Source organism: Microbacterium sp. HMWF026, assembly GCF_003061325.1.
GTDB lineage: Bacteria > Actinomycetota > Actinomycetes > Actinomycetales > Microbacteriaceae > Microbacterium > Microbacterium testaceum_E.
Map to the genome: position 1 here is coordinate 1 of NZ_QAJB01000294.1, position 15,248 is coordinate 15,248.

The window sequence follows — 15,248 nt, forward strand, 5'->3', positions numbered from 1 at the left end:
GCGCGAGCGCCTCAACGCCGAGGTCGCGACGACCGCGCGCGAGGGCGAGTCGGCCGAGCTCACCCTCGCCGGGGCGGCGGGGGCGATCGCCTACGCCGGCGCGGGGCGCCCCCTCGAGTCCGCCCGAGAGCTCACCTCGGCGCTGTCGCGGGAGCCCGCGGCCGTCGCCGCCATGTCGACGGCGATGATCGAGCTCGGCGTCGCCGAGGAGCTCGCCCTCGCGGGACGCCTCGACGAGGCGCGCGCGATCATCGCGCAGGTGGACGATCGCGGTGCCGCCCTCGTGCAACGAAGCCGGTTGTACGTGCAAACCACCGTGCGGGTGGCAGAGGGCCGACACGACGCCGCCCGCGAGACGGCGCGCGCCGCGGCAGACCTGACGCGCGGCACCACCGCCGCCGCGTTGCGCATCCGCGATCTGTTCCGACTGGTCACCCTCAACGCCGCACTGCAGGACGAGATCGACGAGCTCGTGCAGCTCGCCGCGACCACCGATCTGCCGATCGCTGCCGAGGCCGTGCGCCGCGCTGCGGCACGCCCCCACGACGACGACGACACGCTCGTAGACGAGCTGCGCCTGCACACCCTGTGGTCGAACGGCACCGACCACGCCGTCAGCCCCGCCGCGCCGGTCGCCCGGTTGTCTCTGCGCGGTGACGGCAGCGACGGCGGCGAGGAGCTCACCGCCCGCGAGAGGGAGATCGCCCTGATGGCGAACGAGGGGCTCACCAACCGCGAGATCGCGACGCGTCTGTTCCTGTCGATCCGAACCGTCGAGTCGCACGTCTATCAGGCGCGGATGAAGGTGGGCGCCGCATCGCGGCGCGAACTGGGACGCCTCGTGGCGGCCGGCGCAACCCGTCGGGGCGAGGCCACGGGGGGCGCACGTTCACGGGACATCGACGACCCCGTAGGTCCGGGACGGGCTGTGCGGACTCCCCCGCACTGAGCGGAGGACGACGAGCGCCGTCGCGCACACCGGTCGGGACGACCGCGTCCGTGCAAATCCGCGCGTACCGACGCTCCGGTGTGGACCCACCGTGCGCGGATCCGGCCGGGGGTCCTGCGCGCGCACCCACTCTTCGGTGTGGACCGACCGAGCGCGGATCCGGCCTGGGGTCCTGCGCGCGCTCAGTCGTCCGGCGTGAACCGGACACCCGACGCGGGCCGCGCGGATGACCGGGAGCGCCCGATGCCCGCCTCGCTGAGCGCCGTCCGGGCGGCGGTGAGCGCCACCGACGAGGGGTACCCGCGGCGGGCCAGCTGACCGGAGAGCCGTCGCAGGGCGGCGTCGTACTCGGCGCCCTGGACCCCCCGGATCTTCGATCTTGCGAAGTCCAGCGCACGCTCGGCGTCGTCGTCGGGCAGTGCCGCGAGGGCCGCCTCGGCGACATCGCGGGGGATGCCTCTCTTGCGCAACGTCTCAGCGACGGCTCGACGGCCCTCTCCGCGCTTGTCCATCGCCGACATCACCAGCTGCTCGGCGAACGTGACATCGTCGAGATAGCCCAGGTCGACGAACCGGTCGATGAGTTCGTCGCAGATGATCTCGTCGACGCCCTCGACACCGCGCAGCACCGTCCGCGCTTCGCTGAGCGACAAGGACCGCGACCGCAGCTTTCGCAGAAGAACCGCCTCGGCGTCGTCTCGCACCTGCTCTGCCGACGGCTCATCGCTCGGCCGGGCGTCGTCGGACGCACCGTCCTGCTCGTCAGAGGAGGACCCGACCTCGACGGGCTCCAGCACACGGGTCCGTCGACCGGAGGCAACCGGCGGGTGCCAGTCGTCCGCGTCCGAGTGGTCGGCGGACGATCGCGCCCGTGTGCCCGCATTCCCGCGTGACGCCGATGCCGGCGTCGAAGCCCGTCCGGGACGGTCACCGAAGAGCGGGATGACGGGAGCGAGGCCGTCGTGGCCGTCACCCGGCGTGGCGCCGGCGTGACGGCCACGACCGTCGTCTGCTGCCATCAGGCCGGGCGACGCGCGGCCAGCTCGTCGTCAGCCGCGGGGGCAGCGGCTGCGCCGGCTCCGCCGATGCCGAGCTTGGTCTTGATCTTCGACTCGATCTCGGCCGCGATGTCGGGGTTCTTGATGAGGAAGTTGCGCGCGTTCTCCTTACCCTGACCGAGCTGCTCGCCCTCGTAGGTGTACCACGCGCCCGACTTCTTGACGATGGCGTGCTCCACACCGAAGTCGATCAGGCTGCCCTCGCGCGAGATACCGACGCCGTAGAGGATGTCGAACTCGGCCTGCTTGAAGGGCGGTGCCATCTTGTTCTTGACGACCTTGACGCGCGTGCGGTTGCCGACGGCCTCGGTACCGTCTTTCAGCGTCTCGATGCGGCGGATGTCGAGTCGAACCGACGCGTAGAACTTCAGCGCCTTTCCACCGGCGGTGGTCTCGGGCGAACCGAAGAAGACACCGATCTTCTCGCGGAGCTGGTTGATGAAGATCGCCGTGGTCTTCGTGGTGTTGAGGCCACCGGTGAGCTTGCGCAGGGCCTGCGACATCAGACGCGCCTGGAGGCCGACGTGCGAGTCGCCCATCTCACCCTTGATCTCGGCCTCGGGGACGAGGGCGGCGACGGAGTCGATGACGACGAGGTCGATCGCACCGGAACGGATGAGCATGTCGGCGATCTCGAGCGCCTGCTCACCGGTGTCGGGCTGCGACACCAGCAGAGCGTCGATGTCGACGCCGAGCTTCTTGGCGTACTCGGGGTCGAGGGCGTGCTCGGCGTCGATGAACGCGGCGATGCCGCCGGCGCGCTGGGCGTTGGCGATCGCATGGAGCGTCAGCGTGGTCTTACCCGACGACTCCGGGCCGTAGATCTCGATGATGCGGCCGCGGGGAAGACCGCCGATGCCGAGGGCCACGTCGAGGGCGACGGAGCCGGTGGGGATTGTCTCGATCGGCGCACGGTCGTCGCTGCCCAGTCGCATGACCGAGCCCTTTCCGAACTGACGGTCGATCTGGGCAAGGGCCGATTCGAGGGCCTTCTCGCGGTCTGCGGGTGAGGGCATGACATCTTCTTTCTGCTCGCGTTCCGGTCGCCTATAGGCTGTCGCGGCCCCACCGACGGTGGCGGTGCCCGACAAGGCGTTCAGAGTGTCGTTCGACGTTTCCCACGTTAGGGAGGACCTCCGACATTGGGCTCGGAGGCTCCCCCGGATGGGGATGGATGCCGCGGAAACTCTGCTGTGAAGGACACTACGCCCGAATCGAACGAAGATTCGACGACACGCCGGAAGGATGTCCGCGACTACCGAAACACGGGACGCCGGCGCACTCAGGAGCGGCGCGGCTCCAGGCGGCCCACGCCGTATCGCCTGTTCTCGGGGACGTCGGTCTCCGCGCACAGCGCGAGCCAGACATCGCGCGGGTCGACACCCGCCGCGAGGGCGTCGGCACTCGTCCGCCCGCCCACGGCGGACAGCACGAGGTCGGTCAACAGGGATCCTCCGCGCGCACCGAACTCGTCGGCGACAGCACGGTCGAATTCGCTTCGACGCATCGAGGCGCGACTCAGCGCAGCGAGAGCTCGGGCTCGACGGCCGCGACGAGCTCGTCGGGGACGACGTCGGGGAAGGTCTGCAGTCCCTCGAGGACCGAGAGACGGTCGCCGACCTGACGCATGATGGTCGAGATGGGCACGTCGAGTGCCTCGGCGACCGACGCGAGGATCTCGCTGGACGCTTCTTTCTGACCGCGCTCGACCTCGCTGAGGTAGCCCAGGGCGACGCTCGCCCGGCTTGCGACCTGGCGGAGGGTACGACCCTTCTGCTGGCGGAGGTCACGCAGGACTTCGCCGATCTCTTGACGAACCAGGATCATTTGGGGGCCCTCCTCACTGCTGATTCCGTCGTGTCCGGTTGGACAACTGTGAAACACCGTCTGTGGTCACCCTAATGCCGCGCGCTGAGCACCGGATGGGAATCGCAGAACGAAACCGGGATGTGTCATCATTTGTTCCCCTCTTTCGGACCGGAACACTTCGGCGTCGAAGTATCAGAGGGCCGCGAGGGCTCGTCGGATCGCGAGATGGGCCGTCTCGCGCCGGATGCGCTCCCGGTCGCCGGCGATCACCAGCGAATCGACCCGGGTTCCCAGAGGGGTCGAGACGGCGATGTGCACCGTGCCCACGGGTTGACCGTCCTGCTCGTCGGGGCCGGCCACGCCGGTGGTGGCGATCCCGACGTCGGCGGCGAGGCCGTCGCGACCGAGCACGTCGCGCACGCCCCGCGCCATCTGCCGGGCCACGCGGGGGTTGACGGCGCCGTGGGCGTCGAGGAGCGCCTGATCGACGCCGAGCACGCCGTGCTTGAGGTCGGTGGCGTAGGCCACCACTCCCCCGCGGACCGCTCGCGAGGCACCCGGGACGTCGACGAGGGACGACACGACGAGACCGCCCGTGAGCGACTCGGCGACGGCGACCGTCCAGCCCAACTCGACGAGCCGGTCCAGGAGCAGCGCCGCACTCTCGCGCGGCGTGCGCACGAGCGTCTTGTCGAGATCCTCGGGGATGCCGTCGATCATCGCGCGCCTCGACTCCTGCGCGCGGCGCGAGCCTCGGTGACCACGTAGTCGATGCCGGAGGCGATCGTCAGCACGACCGCGATGGTCATGGTGACGACGCCCGCCCACCAGACACCGGCCTGCCACGCGGGGGCGTCCGAGAGGCCGGCGAGCGGGAGGAGGGCGATCGAGAGCGCGATGGCCTGGAACACCGTCTTGAGCTTGCCCATCCACGCCGCCGCCAGCACGTGGTCGCTGACGACGATGAAGCGGTACACCGTGATGCCGATCTCGCGGACCAGCACCACGATGGTGATCGGCCACGGCAGCTCACCGAGGATCGACAGTCCGATGAACGCCACACCCGTGAGGGCCTTGTCGGCGATGGGGTCGAGGAGCTTGCCCAGGTCGCTCACGATCCGGTAGCGACGGGCGATGTAGCCGTCGACCCCGTCCGTCGCGATCGCGACGATGAAGAGCACCGCCGCGGCCCAGCGCAGTCCGCCGCCGACGCCCGCATCGGCGAGGAGCAACCACAGGAACACCGGCGCGCAGAGGATGCGCGCGATGGTGATCGCATTGGGCAACTGGGGGTGAACGGCCATCAGTCGCGTCCCGTCAGCTGCCAGGCGTCTTCGGAACCCTCGTCGTCATCCGCGTTCACGACGGGCAGACCGTCGAACTGCGCCTCGATCGGGTCCTCGCCGTACCGGTCGTCGTCCGCCGCCGCGGCTGCCGGCGGTGCATCGTCCCCGCGCAGGCGGGCCATCACGGCCGGCAGCTGCTCGTTGGTGACGAGCACGTCGCGGGCCTTCGATCCCTCGGAGGGTCCGACGATCTCGCGCGATTCGAGCAGGTCCATCAGTCGGCCCGCCTTGGCGAAACCGACGCGCAGTTTGCGCTGCAGCATCGAGGTCGAGCCGAACTGCGTCGAGACGACGAGCTCGGCGGCCGCGAGGAGCAGCTCGAGGTCGTCCCCGATGTCGGCGTCGATCTCTTTCTTCTCGGCCGCGGCCTGGACGTCCGACCGGTACTCGGGTCGCGCCTGCTGGGTGACGTGCGCGACGACCTTCTCGATCTCCTGCTCGCTGACCCAGGCCCCCTGCACGCGAAGCGCCTTGGACGCGCCCATCGGGAGGAACAGACCGTCGCCCTGTCCGATCAGGCGGTCGGCACCGGGCTGATCGAGGATGACGCGGGAGTCCGTGACGCTCGTCACGGCGAAGGCGAGGCGCGAGGGCACGTTCGCCTTGATCAGACCGGTGACGACGTCGACCGACGGGCGCTGCGTCGCCAGGACGAGGTGGATGCCGCTGGCGCGCGCGAGCTGTGTGATGCGCACGATCGAGTCCTCGACGTCGCGCGGGGCGACCATCATGAGGTCGGCGAGCTCGTCGACCACGACGAGCAGGTACGGGTAGGGCTTGAGCACGCGTTCGCTGCCGGCCGGCAGCTGCAGCTCACCCGCGACGACGGCCCTGTTGAAGTCGTCGATATGGCGGAACCCGAACGACGCGAGGTCGTCGTACCGCATGTCCATCTCTTTGACGACCCACTGGAGTGCCTCGGCGGCCTTCTTGGGGTTCGTGATGATGGGGGTGATCAGGTGCGGGACGCCCGCGTACGAGGTCAGCTCCACGCGCTTGGGGTCGATCAGCACCATGCGCACGTCGGACGGCTTCGCCCTCATGAGCAGGCTCGTGATCATCGAGTTGACGAAGCTCGACTTACCGGAACCGGTCGAACCGGCCACCAGCAGGTGGGGCATCTTCGCCAGGTTGGCGACGACGAAGCCACCGCCCACGTCCTTGCCCACGCCGATCGTCATCGGGTGGGTCGACGACGTCGCGGCCTCGGAGCGCAGGATGTCGCCCAGCGTCACGATCTCGCGGTCGGCGTTGGGGATTTCGACGCCGATCGCGCTCTTGCCGGGGATGGGCGCGAGGATGCGCACCTCATTCGAGGCCACCGCGTAGGCGATGTTGTTCGTGAGCGCGGTGATGCGCTCGACCTTCACGCCCGGGCCGACCTCGATCTCGTACTGCGTCACGGTCGGTCCGCGCGAGAATCCGGTCACGCGCGCGTCGACCTTGAACTGCTGCATCACGCTCTCGATCGCCGCGACCACCGCGTCGTTGGCGGCGGATCGCGCCTTGGGCGGCGTGCCCGCCGCGAGGGCCGTCACCGAGGGCAGGCGGTAGTTCGCGGCCGGTGGCGCTCCGGCGTGGTCGCCGCCCAGACCCGAGATGCCGGGCAGGTCGTCGGCGTCGTCGGCGTCGAGGAGAGGAGAGTCGTCGTGCAGACCGCGTCCGGCCGCGGCTCCGGCCAGGGCACGCGCGTCGAACACCTCGGTGAGCGCCTCGGACGCGGGTGCGGAGGGCAAGGGCGGGGGCGTGACCGCGGCGGGCTTGGCCACCGGTTCGGGCGCCACGACGGGAGATTCGAAACCACCCTGGGGCGTCCCGGGAGAGAGCAACTCGGTGAGGTCGTGGGAGCCGAGCGAGCCGTCGGACTCCTCTTCTCGACCCGTCTTGTTGCGTCGCCACCACGGCAGCGACTTCTCGCCCGCGTCGTCATCGTCGTCGGCCGGCAGGACCTTGGTGGCCGGGTCGGGCCGCTCGACGCGTTCCGCTCCGAACATCCACGCGTAGAGGTCTCCGAGTCGCCGTCCGATGCGGTTGGGCGGGGTCTTGGTGAGGATCAGGACGCTCAGCGCGGCGAGGATCGACAGCGCGACATAGGCCCCGATGTCGGTGAGCACCGTCGCGAGCGGCTCACCGAGGATCCACCCCGAGATACCGCCGGCGAGGCTGAGCACGGGGAGACCCTCGTTCGGCGCGGGGCTGCCGTTCGCGACGTGGCAGAAGCCCGCGACCGTCACCACGAACAGGCCGAAACCGATGCCCACGCGCCCGTTGTCGTGCACGGACGCCGGGTGCCGGAACAACCACCCGGCCAAGAGGAGCAGCAGGACGGGCAGCACGAAGGCCACCCGGCCCACCAGGGCACCGAAACTGTACGCGCTGATGAGGGCGGCGGCATCCGTCCCGATGAAGAACCACTCCACGACGGCACCGAGCACGGCGAGGACCACGAGGAAGAACGGGAAGCCGTCACGGCGCTGCTCGCGCTCGAGCGTCTCGGGACCGAAGGCCCGGAACATGCCGCCCACCCCGTGGGCGACCGCCATCCACGCCCGGACGGCGACCGGGGGCTTCTCGGGCTCGTCGACGTAGCGCTTGGGCGCCGGGGTCGAGGCCTTGGATCGCGTCGACCCCTTCGCGGGGGCGCGACCGCCGGACGGTGACGAGGTACGGGCCATTCCTCCACGGTAGGCGGGACCGCCGACATTCGCGCGGACCGACGCGGGATTCAGCGCAGTCGCTTGACCATCGCGTCGCGCCCGATCCCCCGTCGCACCACCGCGAAGCCCTCGGAGCGATACAGCGACACCGCGTAGTTGTCGCGCTCGACGCTCAGACTGATCCGGGCGTAGCCCTGCGAGCGCGCGTGGTCCACCAGACGCTGCAGCAGCGCCCGCCCGGTCCCGTGCGCGCGCCAGACGGGCCTTACCCCGATGATGAGCTCCGGCACGCCCGTGCCCACCCAGCCGAACCCCGGCTCGTCGCGAGGGAGCATGCGGTACCAGGCGGCACCGACGGGCTCCCCCGTGGGCGACTCCGCGACGAAGCCCGCGTCGCCCGGCCGCATCCAGCCGGCGATGTAACGGCTGTGCTCGGGACTGCTGAGCACCTCGTGGCGCGGACGTACGGCCCCCGCGCGCCAGGTCGCGGCTTCGACCGTCATGTCGGCGAGGAAGGCTCCGTCGGATCGGACAGCCGCGCGGATCGGGAGAGCGGACATGCCCGCATGATAGCGATCCGCGCGCCGGGTCGCGGGCCCGGGGACGACGAAGCGCCGCGGGCGGACCCGCGGCGCTTCGTGGAGGGACTCAGGCCTCGATCACCAGGGGCACGATCATCGGACGACGACGCAGCGACTGGTTGACCCACCGACCGATCGTGCGACGCACGACCTGCGACAGCGCGTGGTTGTCGCGCACGCCCGAGGAGGCGGCCTCGGTGAGCGCCGCGGCGATCTTCGGCTTGACGCTGTCGAAGACCTTGTCGTCCTCGGCGAAGCCGCGAGCGTGGATCTCGGGTCCCGAAACGATCTTGCCGGTGGCCGAGTCGACGACGACGATCACCGAGATGAACCCCTCTTCGCCGAGGATCCGGCGGTCCTTGAGGTCGGCATCCGTGATCTCTCCCACCGACGAGCCGTCGACGTAGACGAAGCCGATGTCGACCTGGCCGACGACCTCGGCGACGCCGTCGCGCAGGTCGACGACGGTGCCGTTCTCGCCGAGGATCGTGTTCTTCTCGGGGATGCCGGTCTCGCGCGCGAGCTTGGCGTTCGCCATGAGGTGGCGGTACTCGCCGTGCACGGGCAGGACGTTCTTGGGCTTGAGGATGTTGTAGCAGTACAGCAGCTCGCCCGCCGCGGCGTGACCCGAGACGTGCACCTTGGCGTTGCCCTTGTGCACGACGGTCGCGCCGAGCTTGGTGAGACCGTCGATCACGCGGTAGATCGCGTTCTCGTTGCCGGGGATCTGGCTGGACGCCAGGATGATCGTGTCGCCCTCACCCGGCTCGATCGCGTGGTCGAGGTTGGCCATGCGGCTCAGGACCGCCATCGGCTCGCCCTGCGACCCGGTCGACATGTAGACGATCTTGTCGTCGGGCAGGTCGCGCGCCTTCTTGTAGTCGATGAGAACGCCGTCGGGCACGTTGAGGTAGCCCAGGTCGGCCGCGATCCCCATGTTGCGCACCATGCTGCGGCCGAGCAGCGCCACGCGACGCCCGTTCGCGTGCGCGGCATCGAGCACCTGCTGCACGCGGTGCACGTGGCTCGAGAAGCTGGCCACGACCACGCGTCGCGGCGCCTTGGCGATCACCTGGTCGAGCACCGGGCCGATCCCGCGCTCGGTGGGGGTGAAGCCGGGGACGTCCGCGTTCGTGGAGTCCACGAGGAACAGGTCGACGCCCTCTTCGCCGAGGCGGGCGAACGCGCGCAGGTCGGTGATGCGTCCGTCGAGCGGCAGCTGGTCCATCTTGAAGTCGCCGGTGGCCAGCACGAGGCCCGCGGGCGTGCGGATCGCCACGGCGAGGGCGTCGGGGATGGAGTGGTTGACGGCCACGAACTCGAGATCGAACGGTCCGACCTGCTCGCGCTGCCCCTCGGCCACGGTGAGCGTGTAGGGGCGGATGCGGTGCTCTTTGAGCTTGGCCTCGATGAGGGCCAGCGTGAGGCCCGAACCGATGAGGGGGATGTCGCCCTTGAGCTTGAGCAGGTACGGGACAGCGCCGATGTGGTCCTCGTGACCGTGCGTGAGCACGACGCCGACGATGTCGTCGAGGCGGTGCCGGATCGGCTCGAAGTCGGGCAGGATCAGGTCGACGCCCGGCTGGTGCTCCTCGGGGAACAGCACGCCGCAGTCGACGACGAGCAGCTTGCCGTCGTACTCAAAGACGGTCATGTTGCGACCGACCTCGCCGAGGCCGCCGAGCGGGATGACGCGGAGGGTGCCGGCGGCGAGAGCGGGCGGATCGTAGGGGGTAGTGGGCATTCGAGCCTCCTCGGACGCCGGTTCACGGCATCCCTTCTCTCGGATGCCGGTGACGGCATCCTGTGGTGTGGCGTCCCGGGCCGCGGATCGGCGGACGCCGATGCTTATCTCGTCGTGCCGTGCACCTTCGGCAGGGCACCGCCGGCGGCCGCGTTGCGGTCGGGGCGGAAGTTGGAGAAGTCGGCGCCGGCCACGTTCTTCACGAGGGCCAGTTCGTCTTCGATGACGGCGGCCTCCCACTCCTCCGGCCCGACCAGGGGCAGGCGGACGCGGGGGCTGCCGATGCGGCCGAGGCCGTGCAGGATGTACTTGGCCGCAACCGTGCCGGGCACGTGCGTCATGACGGCGCGCACGAGCGGCTCGAGGCCCTTGTGCGCGGCGGTGGCCGAGGCCAGGTCGCCGGAGTTCACGGCATCCACGATCGTGCGGTAGGGCGCGGCGGCGATGTTCGCGGTCACGCCGATGAGTCCGGACGCCCCGATCGACAGGTGCGGCAGCACGTTGGCGTCGTCGCCCGAGAAATACATCAGGTCGGTCTGGTTGAGAACGCGGCTGACCTCGCTGAAATCACCCTTGGCGTCTTTGATCGCGAGGATGTTGGGGTGCTTGGCCAGGCGCAGGATCGTCTCGTACTTGATGGGCACGCCGGTGCGGCCGGGGATGTCGTACAGGATCACCGGCAGGTCGGTGGCGTCGGCGACGAGACGGAAATGGGTCAGGATGCCGGCCTGGGTCGGCTTGTTGTAGTAGGGCGTGACGATCATGATGCCGTCGGCCCCGGCCTTCTCGCTGGCCTTGTACAGCTCGATCGCGTGCGCGGTCTCGTTCGAGCCACCGCCGGTGATGATCTTGGCGCGGCCGGCCGACACGCTCTTTCCGACCTCGACCAGACGCAGCTTCTCGGGGTCGGTGAGGGTCGAGGTCTCGCCCGTGGTACCGGTCACCACGATGCCGTCGGCACCGGCCGTGATGACGTCGTCGATGTGCTTCTCGGTGGCGGGCCAATCGACTTCGCCGTCGGCGGTCATCGGGGTGATGAGCGCGACGAGCACCTGACCGAAGGGATTGCCGGAGTGCGTCATGCCTCCAGGCTATCGGTTCACGGCGCGCCCTCCCGGGCATGGCGGGAGTCGACGGTGAACAATGCGTGACCCGCGACGCGGGGGTCCTAGGGTGGCGAGATGAGCTGGACCACGCGCGCGACGCGCACCGTGTACGAGAACCGCTGGATCCACGTGCGCGAGGACGAGGTGACCGGCCCGCACGGCGACGGGATCTACGGCGTCGTGCGGATGCAGCACCCCGCCGTGTTCGTCGTCGCGCTCGACGATGCCGAGCGCATCTGCTTCGTCGAGCTCGAGCGGTACACGACGGGGCGCTCGCTGGAGGTGCCGGCCGGCGGGTCGGATGGCGAGGATCCCCTGGTGGCGGCGAAGCGCGAGCTTCTCGAGGAAGCGGGGGTCACAGCATCCGAATGGCAGGACCTGGGACGCATGAACGCCCTCAACGGGATCGCGGACGCACCCGAGCACGTCTTCCTCGCCCGGGGACTGACCATGACGGATGCCACCGCATCACAGCACGAGGAGGGGATCGACGCCGTGCGCTGGATCCCCTTCGCGGACGCGCTCGCGCTCGTCGCCGAGGGGCGGATCACCGACGGCGAGACGATCGGGGCCCTCGCCCTGGCGGGGATCCGGCTGGGTCGCTTCCGCTGATCGACGCCGTCGTCAGCGGCCGCGCGCGGCCGCGCGGACGACCAGCGCGTCGGGGAGCAGTCGGGAGCCCGCCACCAGCGCCTTGTAGCGCCACGACGGCACCGAGACGGAGCGTCCGCGCGCGGCGTCGCGCAGACCCTCGCGCACGACGGTGCCCGCGTCGAGCCACATGCGGTCGGGCACGCCCTCGCGGCCCGGCGGAAGGCCGAGTCGCGCGTGGAAGTCGGTGTGCACGAACCCCGGACACACGGCCGTCACGGTGACGCCGCGGGGGCCGTAGGCGACGTTGGCCCAGCGGCTGAACGAGATGAGCCAGCCCTTGGCCGCGCCGTAGGTGCCGCGCGGGACGAACCCGGCCACCGAGGCGACGTTCACGATGCGACCGCTCCCCCGCTCGAGCATCGCCGGCAGGGCCGCGTGGGCGAGGCGCATCGCGACCTCGACGTGCAGGCGCAGGTGGCGCACCTCGTCGTCGATCGGGGTGGACGCGAAATCGAGGTCGAGACCGAAACCGGCGTTGTTGACCAGCACGTCGATACCGCTCGCCACCCGGGCCTCGACCGCGGCGAGCGCCTCGGCGTCGAGCAGATCGGCGACCAGTACCTCGACCTCGCGGCCGTGGCGGGCGCGGATGTCCGCGGCGACGGTCTCGAGGGCCGCGCGGTCGCGGGCGACGAGGACCACATCGGCGCCGCGCGCGGCGAGCTGTCGCGCGAACTCCGCACCGAGCCCCGAGCTCGCCCCGGTGATCACTGCCGTGCGCGACATGTCAGTCCTCTCGCCGGTACGTCTCGAAGCGGTAGCGGATGCCGTCGCGCGACGCCTGCCATCCCGTGTCGGGCTCGGCGGCGGCGAGGCGCCACCCGTCGGTCGAGGGGGCGTGGGTGTCACCCGCGACCTCGAGATCGAGGCGGGTCACCTCGAGCACGTCGGCGAGGTGGATCGCCTCGGCGTAGAGCATCCCCCCACCGATCACCCACACCTCGGCGCCGTCGGCCAGGGCAAGGGCCTCGTCGAGCGAGCCGGCCCGTTCGGCGCCGGTGTCGGTCCAGGTCTCGGAGCGGGTCACGACGATGTTGCGGCGTCCCGGGAGGGGACGGAAGCGCGGCGGCAGGGACTCCCACGTGCGGCGCCCCATGACGACGTCGTGCGCGCCGGTGACCGCACGGAAGTGGGCCAGGTCTTCGGGGACGTGCCACGGCATCCCGCCATCGGCCCCGATGACGCCCCCGCGCGCTTCGGCCCAGATGAGCCCGACCGCGGTCATACCGCGACGGCCGCGCGGATGGCCGGGTGGTGCTGATACCCCTCGACCACGATGTCGTCGAAGGTGTAGTCGAAGATCGACGCGGGCGTCCGCGCGAAACGCAGCGTGGGGTACGGGAACGGCTCGCGCGAGAGCTGCTCGGCGACCTGCTCTCGGTGGTTGTCGTAGACGTGGCAGTCGCCGCCGGTCCACACGAACTCGCCCGGTTCGAGACCCGTCTGCTGCGCGATCATCAGTGTCAGCAGCGCGTACGAGGCGATGTTGAAGGGCACCCCGAGGAACATGTCGGCGCTGCGCTGGTAGAGCTGGCACGACAGCTTGCCGTCCGCGACGTAGAACTGGAAGAGCGCGTGGCACGGGGCGAGGGCCATGTCGGGGATGTCGGCGGGGTTCCACGCCGACACGATCAGGCGGCGCGAGTCGGGGTCGCGGCGGATCTGCTCGACGACCTGCGCGATCTGATCGATCGTGCCGCCGTCGGCGGTGGGCCATGAACGCCACTGCACGCCGTAGACGGGACCGAGCTCGCCGTCGGCGTCGGCCCACTCGTCCCAGATGCTCACGCCGTTCTGCTGCAGCCAGGCGACGTTCGACTCGCCGCGCAGGAACCACAGCAGTTCGTAGACGATCGACTTGAGGTGCACGCGCTTGGTCGTGATGAGGGGGAAGCCCTCGGCGAGATCGAAACGGATCTGGCGGCCGAACACGCTCGTCGTGCCCGTTCCGGTGCGATCGGACTTGTGCACGCCCGCGGCGAGGACGTCGCGGAGCAGGTCTTCGTAGGGCGTCGAGATGGCGGCGGTCACGCGCTTCACGATACCCGCCGCTGCACGAGGACCGGGGGGCGAGACCAGCCCGCGGGGCGCCGCCGCCCCTGGGGAGGAACCGTGCTCGCGCCGGATGCCGCTGAGTCCGCGCCGAGAGGATCCTGGGCGATCGCGTCATGCAGAGACTCATGGGCCCGCGATCCATCCACGCGCATTAGCCTTGCTCGTCGTGGACCCGACCCTCGCCCTCCTCGCGATCGCGGCGCTCGTCGTCATCTCGACGGCCGCCGGTCTGGTGGCGCGCCGACGCCAGGGACGCGCGCGCACCGTCGACTCCGCCGAGGTCGTCGACCCCCGCCGCCTCGGCGCCGATGCCCTGGGCGATGAGGCGACCCTGCTGCAGTTCAGCACCGAGATGTGCTCGCGCTGCCCCGGTGTGCACCGCATGCTGTCCGAGGTCGCCGACGCGCGAGAGGGCGTCCGCCACCTCGACGTCGACCTGACGCACCGCCCCGACATCGCGCAGCACTTCCGGGTGCTGCAGACCCCCACGACGCTCGTCCTCGACCGCCGCGGCGTCGTCCGCACCCGCTTCGGCGGCACGCCGGGTCGCGCCGTCGTCGAACTCGAACTCGACACCCTGCAGAAGGAGTCCACCCGTGGCTGACGTCTCCCGCATCGACGCGCGCGGCCCGCGCTTCGCGGCATCCATCACCGCCGTCCTCCTGCTCGTCGCGACCCTGCTGAGTCTGATCGGCGTCTCGACGCAGCGCCAGGACGCCGTCGGCGGATGGTCCGTTTCGGCCGCGTCCGTGGCGGAACGCGTCGCCGACCCCGGCTTCCTGCTCGTGCTCGTCATCGCGTTGCTGTTCGTCTGGGGCGTCGCCGCTCCGCGCACCGCCCCGTGGGGCGTGCTGTACCGTCGCGCGGTGCAGCCGCGCCTGGCCCCGCCGACCGCGTTCGAGGACCCGCGCCCCCCGCGGTTCGCCCAGGGCGTGGGCCTGTTCGTCACGGGGATCGGCCTCGTGCTGCACCTGGCCGGCGTGCCGTGGGCGCTGCCGATCGCCGCCGCGATGGCCTTCGTGGCCGCCTTCCTCAACGCCGTCTTCGGACTGTGCCTGGGATGCCAGCTGTACCTCGTGCTGCAGCGTGCGGGCCTGGTCGGGCGCCGGGGACCCGCCGCCGCCTGAGCCCGGTCGCGGTCGGGCTGTCAAGACCCGGCGGGTGTCGGAGGGCCTGATTAGGCTGGCCGCGTCGCGGTCGCCCCTGACCGCGCCGAGACAAACGGAGGTTCCCATGGCCGTCACGAGCGAAGCCACCACCGCCTGGAAGGGCAGCCTGTTCGAGGGATC

General features: G+C 70.5%; 17 protein-coding genes. 4 read left to right on the forward strand and 13 right to left on the reverse strand.

Annotated elements, in window-relative coordinates; translation table 11 throughout:
- On the forward strand, window positions 1–949 hold a 949-nt coding region (locus DBR36_RS11305; protein WP_146185333.1), incomplete at its 5' end, for a helix-turn-helix transcriptional regulator.
- A 182-nt stretch (window positions 950–1,131) separates the two neighbouring features.
- Here DBR36_RS11305 and DBR36_RS11310 read toward each other — a convergent pair.
- From DBR36_RS11310 to dapA, 10 genes are all read right to left on the reverse strand, one after another.
- Window positions 1,132–1,746, reverse strand: a complete 615-nt coding sequence (locus DBR36_RS11310) for a regulatory protein RecX (protein WP_258222759.1) — start codon at window positions 1,744–1,746, stop codon at window positions 1,132–1,134.
- 221 nt (window positions 1,747–1,967) lie between these two features.
- Complete coding sequence (gene recA / locus DBR36_RS11315; protein WP_108319445.1) at window positions 1,968–3,023, reverse strand: recombinase RecA; 1,056 nt, start codon at window positions 3,021–3,023, stop codon at window positions 1,968–1,970.
- A gap of 266 nt (window positions 3,024–3,289) precedes the next feature.
- Complete coding sequence (locus DBR36_RS11320; RefSeq protein ID WP_108319447.1) at window positions 3,290–3,514, reverse strand: DUF3046 domain-containing protein; 225 nt, start codon at window positions 3,512–3,514, stop codon at window positions 3,290–3,292.
- An 11-nt stretch (window positions 3,515–3,525) separates the two neighbouring features.
- A complete protein-coding gene (locus DBR36_RS11325) occupies window positions 3,526–3,834 on the reverse strand; it encodes a helix-turn-helix domain-containing protein (protein ID WP_108319449.1) in 309 nt (102 codons plus the stop codon).
- Between the two features lie 174 nt (window positions 3,835–4,008).
- Window positions 4,009–4,536: a CinA family protein gene (locus tag DBR36_RS11330; RefSeq protein WP_108319451.1), complete on the reverse strand. Its 528-nt coding sequence runs from the start codon at window positions 4,534–4,536 to the stop codon at window positions 4,009–4,011.
- Window positions 4,533–5,120 (reverse strand): CDP-diacylglycerol--glycerol-3-phosphate 3-phosphatidyltransferase, encoded by a 588-nt coding sequence (pgsA, locus tag DBR36_RS11335; RefSeq protein ID WP_108319453.1) that lies wholly within the window; start codon window positions 5,118–5,120, stop codon window positions 4,533–4,535. The genes DBR36_RS11330 and pgsA overlap by 4 nt, the downstream gene beginning before the upstream one ends.
- Entirely contained in the window at window positions 5,120–7,837 is a 2,718-nt protein-coding gene (locus DBR36_RS11340; protein ID WP_108319455.1) for a DNA translocase FtsK, read from the reverse strand. Before DBR36_RS11340 ends, pgsA begins: the two co-directional genes overlap by 1 nt.
- Window positions 7,838–7,887: 50 nt before the next feature.
- Complete coding sequence (locus DBR36_RS11345) at window positions 7,888–8,379, reverse strand: GNAT family N-acetyltransferase (RefSeq protein WP_108319457.1); 492 nt, start codon at window positions 8,377–8,379, stop codon at window positions 7,888–7,890.
- 88 nt (window positions 8,380–8,467) lie between these two features.
- The gene (locus DBR36_RS11350) at window positions 8,468–10,144 is read right to left on the reverse strand and encodes a ribonuclease J (RefSeq protein ID WP_108319459.1); all 1,677 of its coding nucleotides are present in this window, start codon (window positions 10,142–10,144) and stop codon (window positions 8,468–8,470) included.
- A gap of 104 nt (window positions 10,145–10,248) precedes the next feature.
- Entirely contained in the window at window positions 10,249–11,226 is a 978-nt protein-coding gene (gene dapA, locus DBR36_RS11355; RefSeq protein WP_056227377.1) for a 4-hydroxy-tetrahydrodipicolinate synthase, read from the reverse strand.
- 99 nt (window positions 11,227–11,325) lie between these two features.
- Here dapA and DBR36_RS11360 point away from each other — a divergent pair, with 99 nt between their 5' ends.
- A complete protein-coding gene (locus tag DBR36_RS11360; RefSeq protein WP_108319461.1) occupies window positions 11,326–11,862 on the forward strand; it encodes an NUDIX hydrolase in 537 nt (178 codons plus the stop codon).
- Window positions 11,863–11,874: 12 nt separating this feature from the next.
- Here DBR36_RS11360 and DBR36_RS11365 read toward each other — a convergent pair whose 3' ends face one another.
- From DBR36_RS11365 to DBR36_RS11375, 3 genes are read right to left on the reverse strand one after another with little or no spacing between them, the layout of a single operon-like run.
- Window positions 11,875–12,630, reverse strand: a complete 756-nt coding sequence (locus DBR36_RS11365) for an SDR family oxidoreductase (protein ID WP_108319463.1) — start codon at window positions 12,628–12,630, stop codon at window positions 11,875–11,877.
- 1 nt (window position 12,631) lies between these two features.
- Window positions 12,632–13,129, reverse strand: a complete 498-nt coding sequence (locus DBR36_RS11370; protein WP_108319465.1) for a dihydrofolate reductase — start codon at window positions 13,127–13,129, stop codon at window positions 12,632–12,634.
- On the reverse strand, window positions 13,126–13,935 hold the full coding sequence (locus DBR36_RS11375) for a thymidylate synthase (protein ID WP_108319467.1): 810 nt from the start codon (window positions 13,933–13,935) through the stop codon (window positions 13,126–13,128). Before DBR36_RS11375 ends, DBR36_RS11370 begins: the two co-directional genes overlap by 4 nt.
- A gap of 181 nt (window positions 13,936–14,116) precedes the next feature.
- Here DBR36_RS11375 and DBR36_RS11380 point away from each other — a divergent pair, with 181 nt between their 5' ends.
- Both DBR36_RS11380 and DBR36_RS11385 read left to right on the forward strand, forming a co-directional pair.
- A complete protein-coding gene (locus DBR36_RS11380) occupies window positions 14,117–14,563 on the forward strand; it encodes a TlpA family protein disulfide reductase (protein ID WP_375136077.1) in 447 nt (148 codons plus the stop codon).
- A complete protein-coding gene (locus DBR36_RS11385) occupies window positions 14,556–15,086 on the forward strand; it encodes a DUF4395 domain-containing protein (RefSeq protein WP_108319471.1) in 531 nt (176 codons plus the stop codon). The genes DBR36_RS11380 and DBR36_RS11385 overlap by 8 nt, the downstream gene beginning before the upstream one ends.
- Window positions 15,087–15,248: the final 162 nt, after the last annotated feature.

What these genes read in the sequence shown, in the direction of transcription:
- dapA (WP_056227377.1), bottom strand. Translation starts at nt 11,226, where the DNA reads ATGACGCACTCCGGCAATCCCTTCGGTCAGGTGCTCGTCGCGCTCATC.
- pgsA (WP_108319453.1), bottom strand. Translation starts at nt 5,120, where the DNA reads ATGGCCGTTCACCCCCAGTTGCCCAATGCGATCACCATCGCGCGCATC.
- DBR36_RS11345 (WP_108319457.1), bottom strand. Translation starts at nt 8,379, where the DNA reads ATGTCCGCTCTCCCGATCCGCGCGGCTGTCCGATCCGACGGAGCCTTC.
- DBR36_RS11320 (WP_108319447.1), bottom strand. Translation starts at nt 3,514, where the DNA reads ATGCGTCGAAGCGAATTCGACCGTGCTGTCGCCGACGAGTTCGGTGCG.
- DBR36_RS11325 (WP_108319449.1), bottom strand. Translation starts at nt 3,834, where the DNA reads ATGATCCTGGTTCGTCAAGAGATCGGCGAAGTCCTGCGTGACCTCCGC.
- DBR36_RS11365 (WP_108319463.1), bottom strand. Translation starts at nt 12,630, where the DNA reads ATGTCGCGCACGGCAGTGATCACCGGGGCGAGCTCGGGGCTCGGTGCG.
- DBR36_RS11350 (WP_108319459.1), bottom strand. Translation starts at nt 10,144, where the DNA reads ATGCCCACTACCCCCTACGATCCGCCCGCTCTCGCCGCCGGCACCCTC.
- DBR36_RS11340 (WP_108319455.1), bottom strand. Translation starts at nt 7,837, where the DNA reads ATGGCCCGTACCTCGTCACCGTCCGGCGGTCGCGCCCCCGCGAAGGGG.
- recA (WP_108319445.1), bottom strand. Translation starts at nt 3,023, where the DNA reads ATGCCCTCACCCGCAGACCGCGAGAAGGCCCTCGAATCGGCCCTTGCC.
- DBR36_RS11360 (WP_108319461.1), top strand. Translation starts at nt 11,326, where the DNA reads ATGAGCTGGACCACGCGCGCGACGCGCACCGTGTACGAGAACCGCTGG.
- DBR36_RS11330 (WP_108319451.1), bottom strand. Translation starts at nt 4,536, where the DNA reads ATGATCGACGGCATCCCCGAGGATCTCGACAAGACGCTCGTGCGCACG.
- DBR36_RS11370 (WP_108319465.1), bottom strand. Translation starts at nt 13,129, where the DNA reads ATGACCGCGGTCGGGCTCATCTGGGCCGAAGCGCGCGGGGGCGTCATC.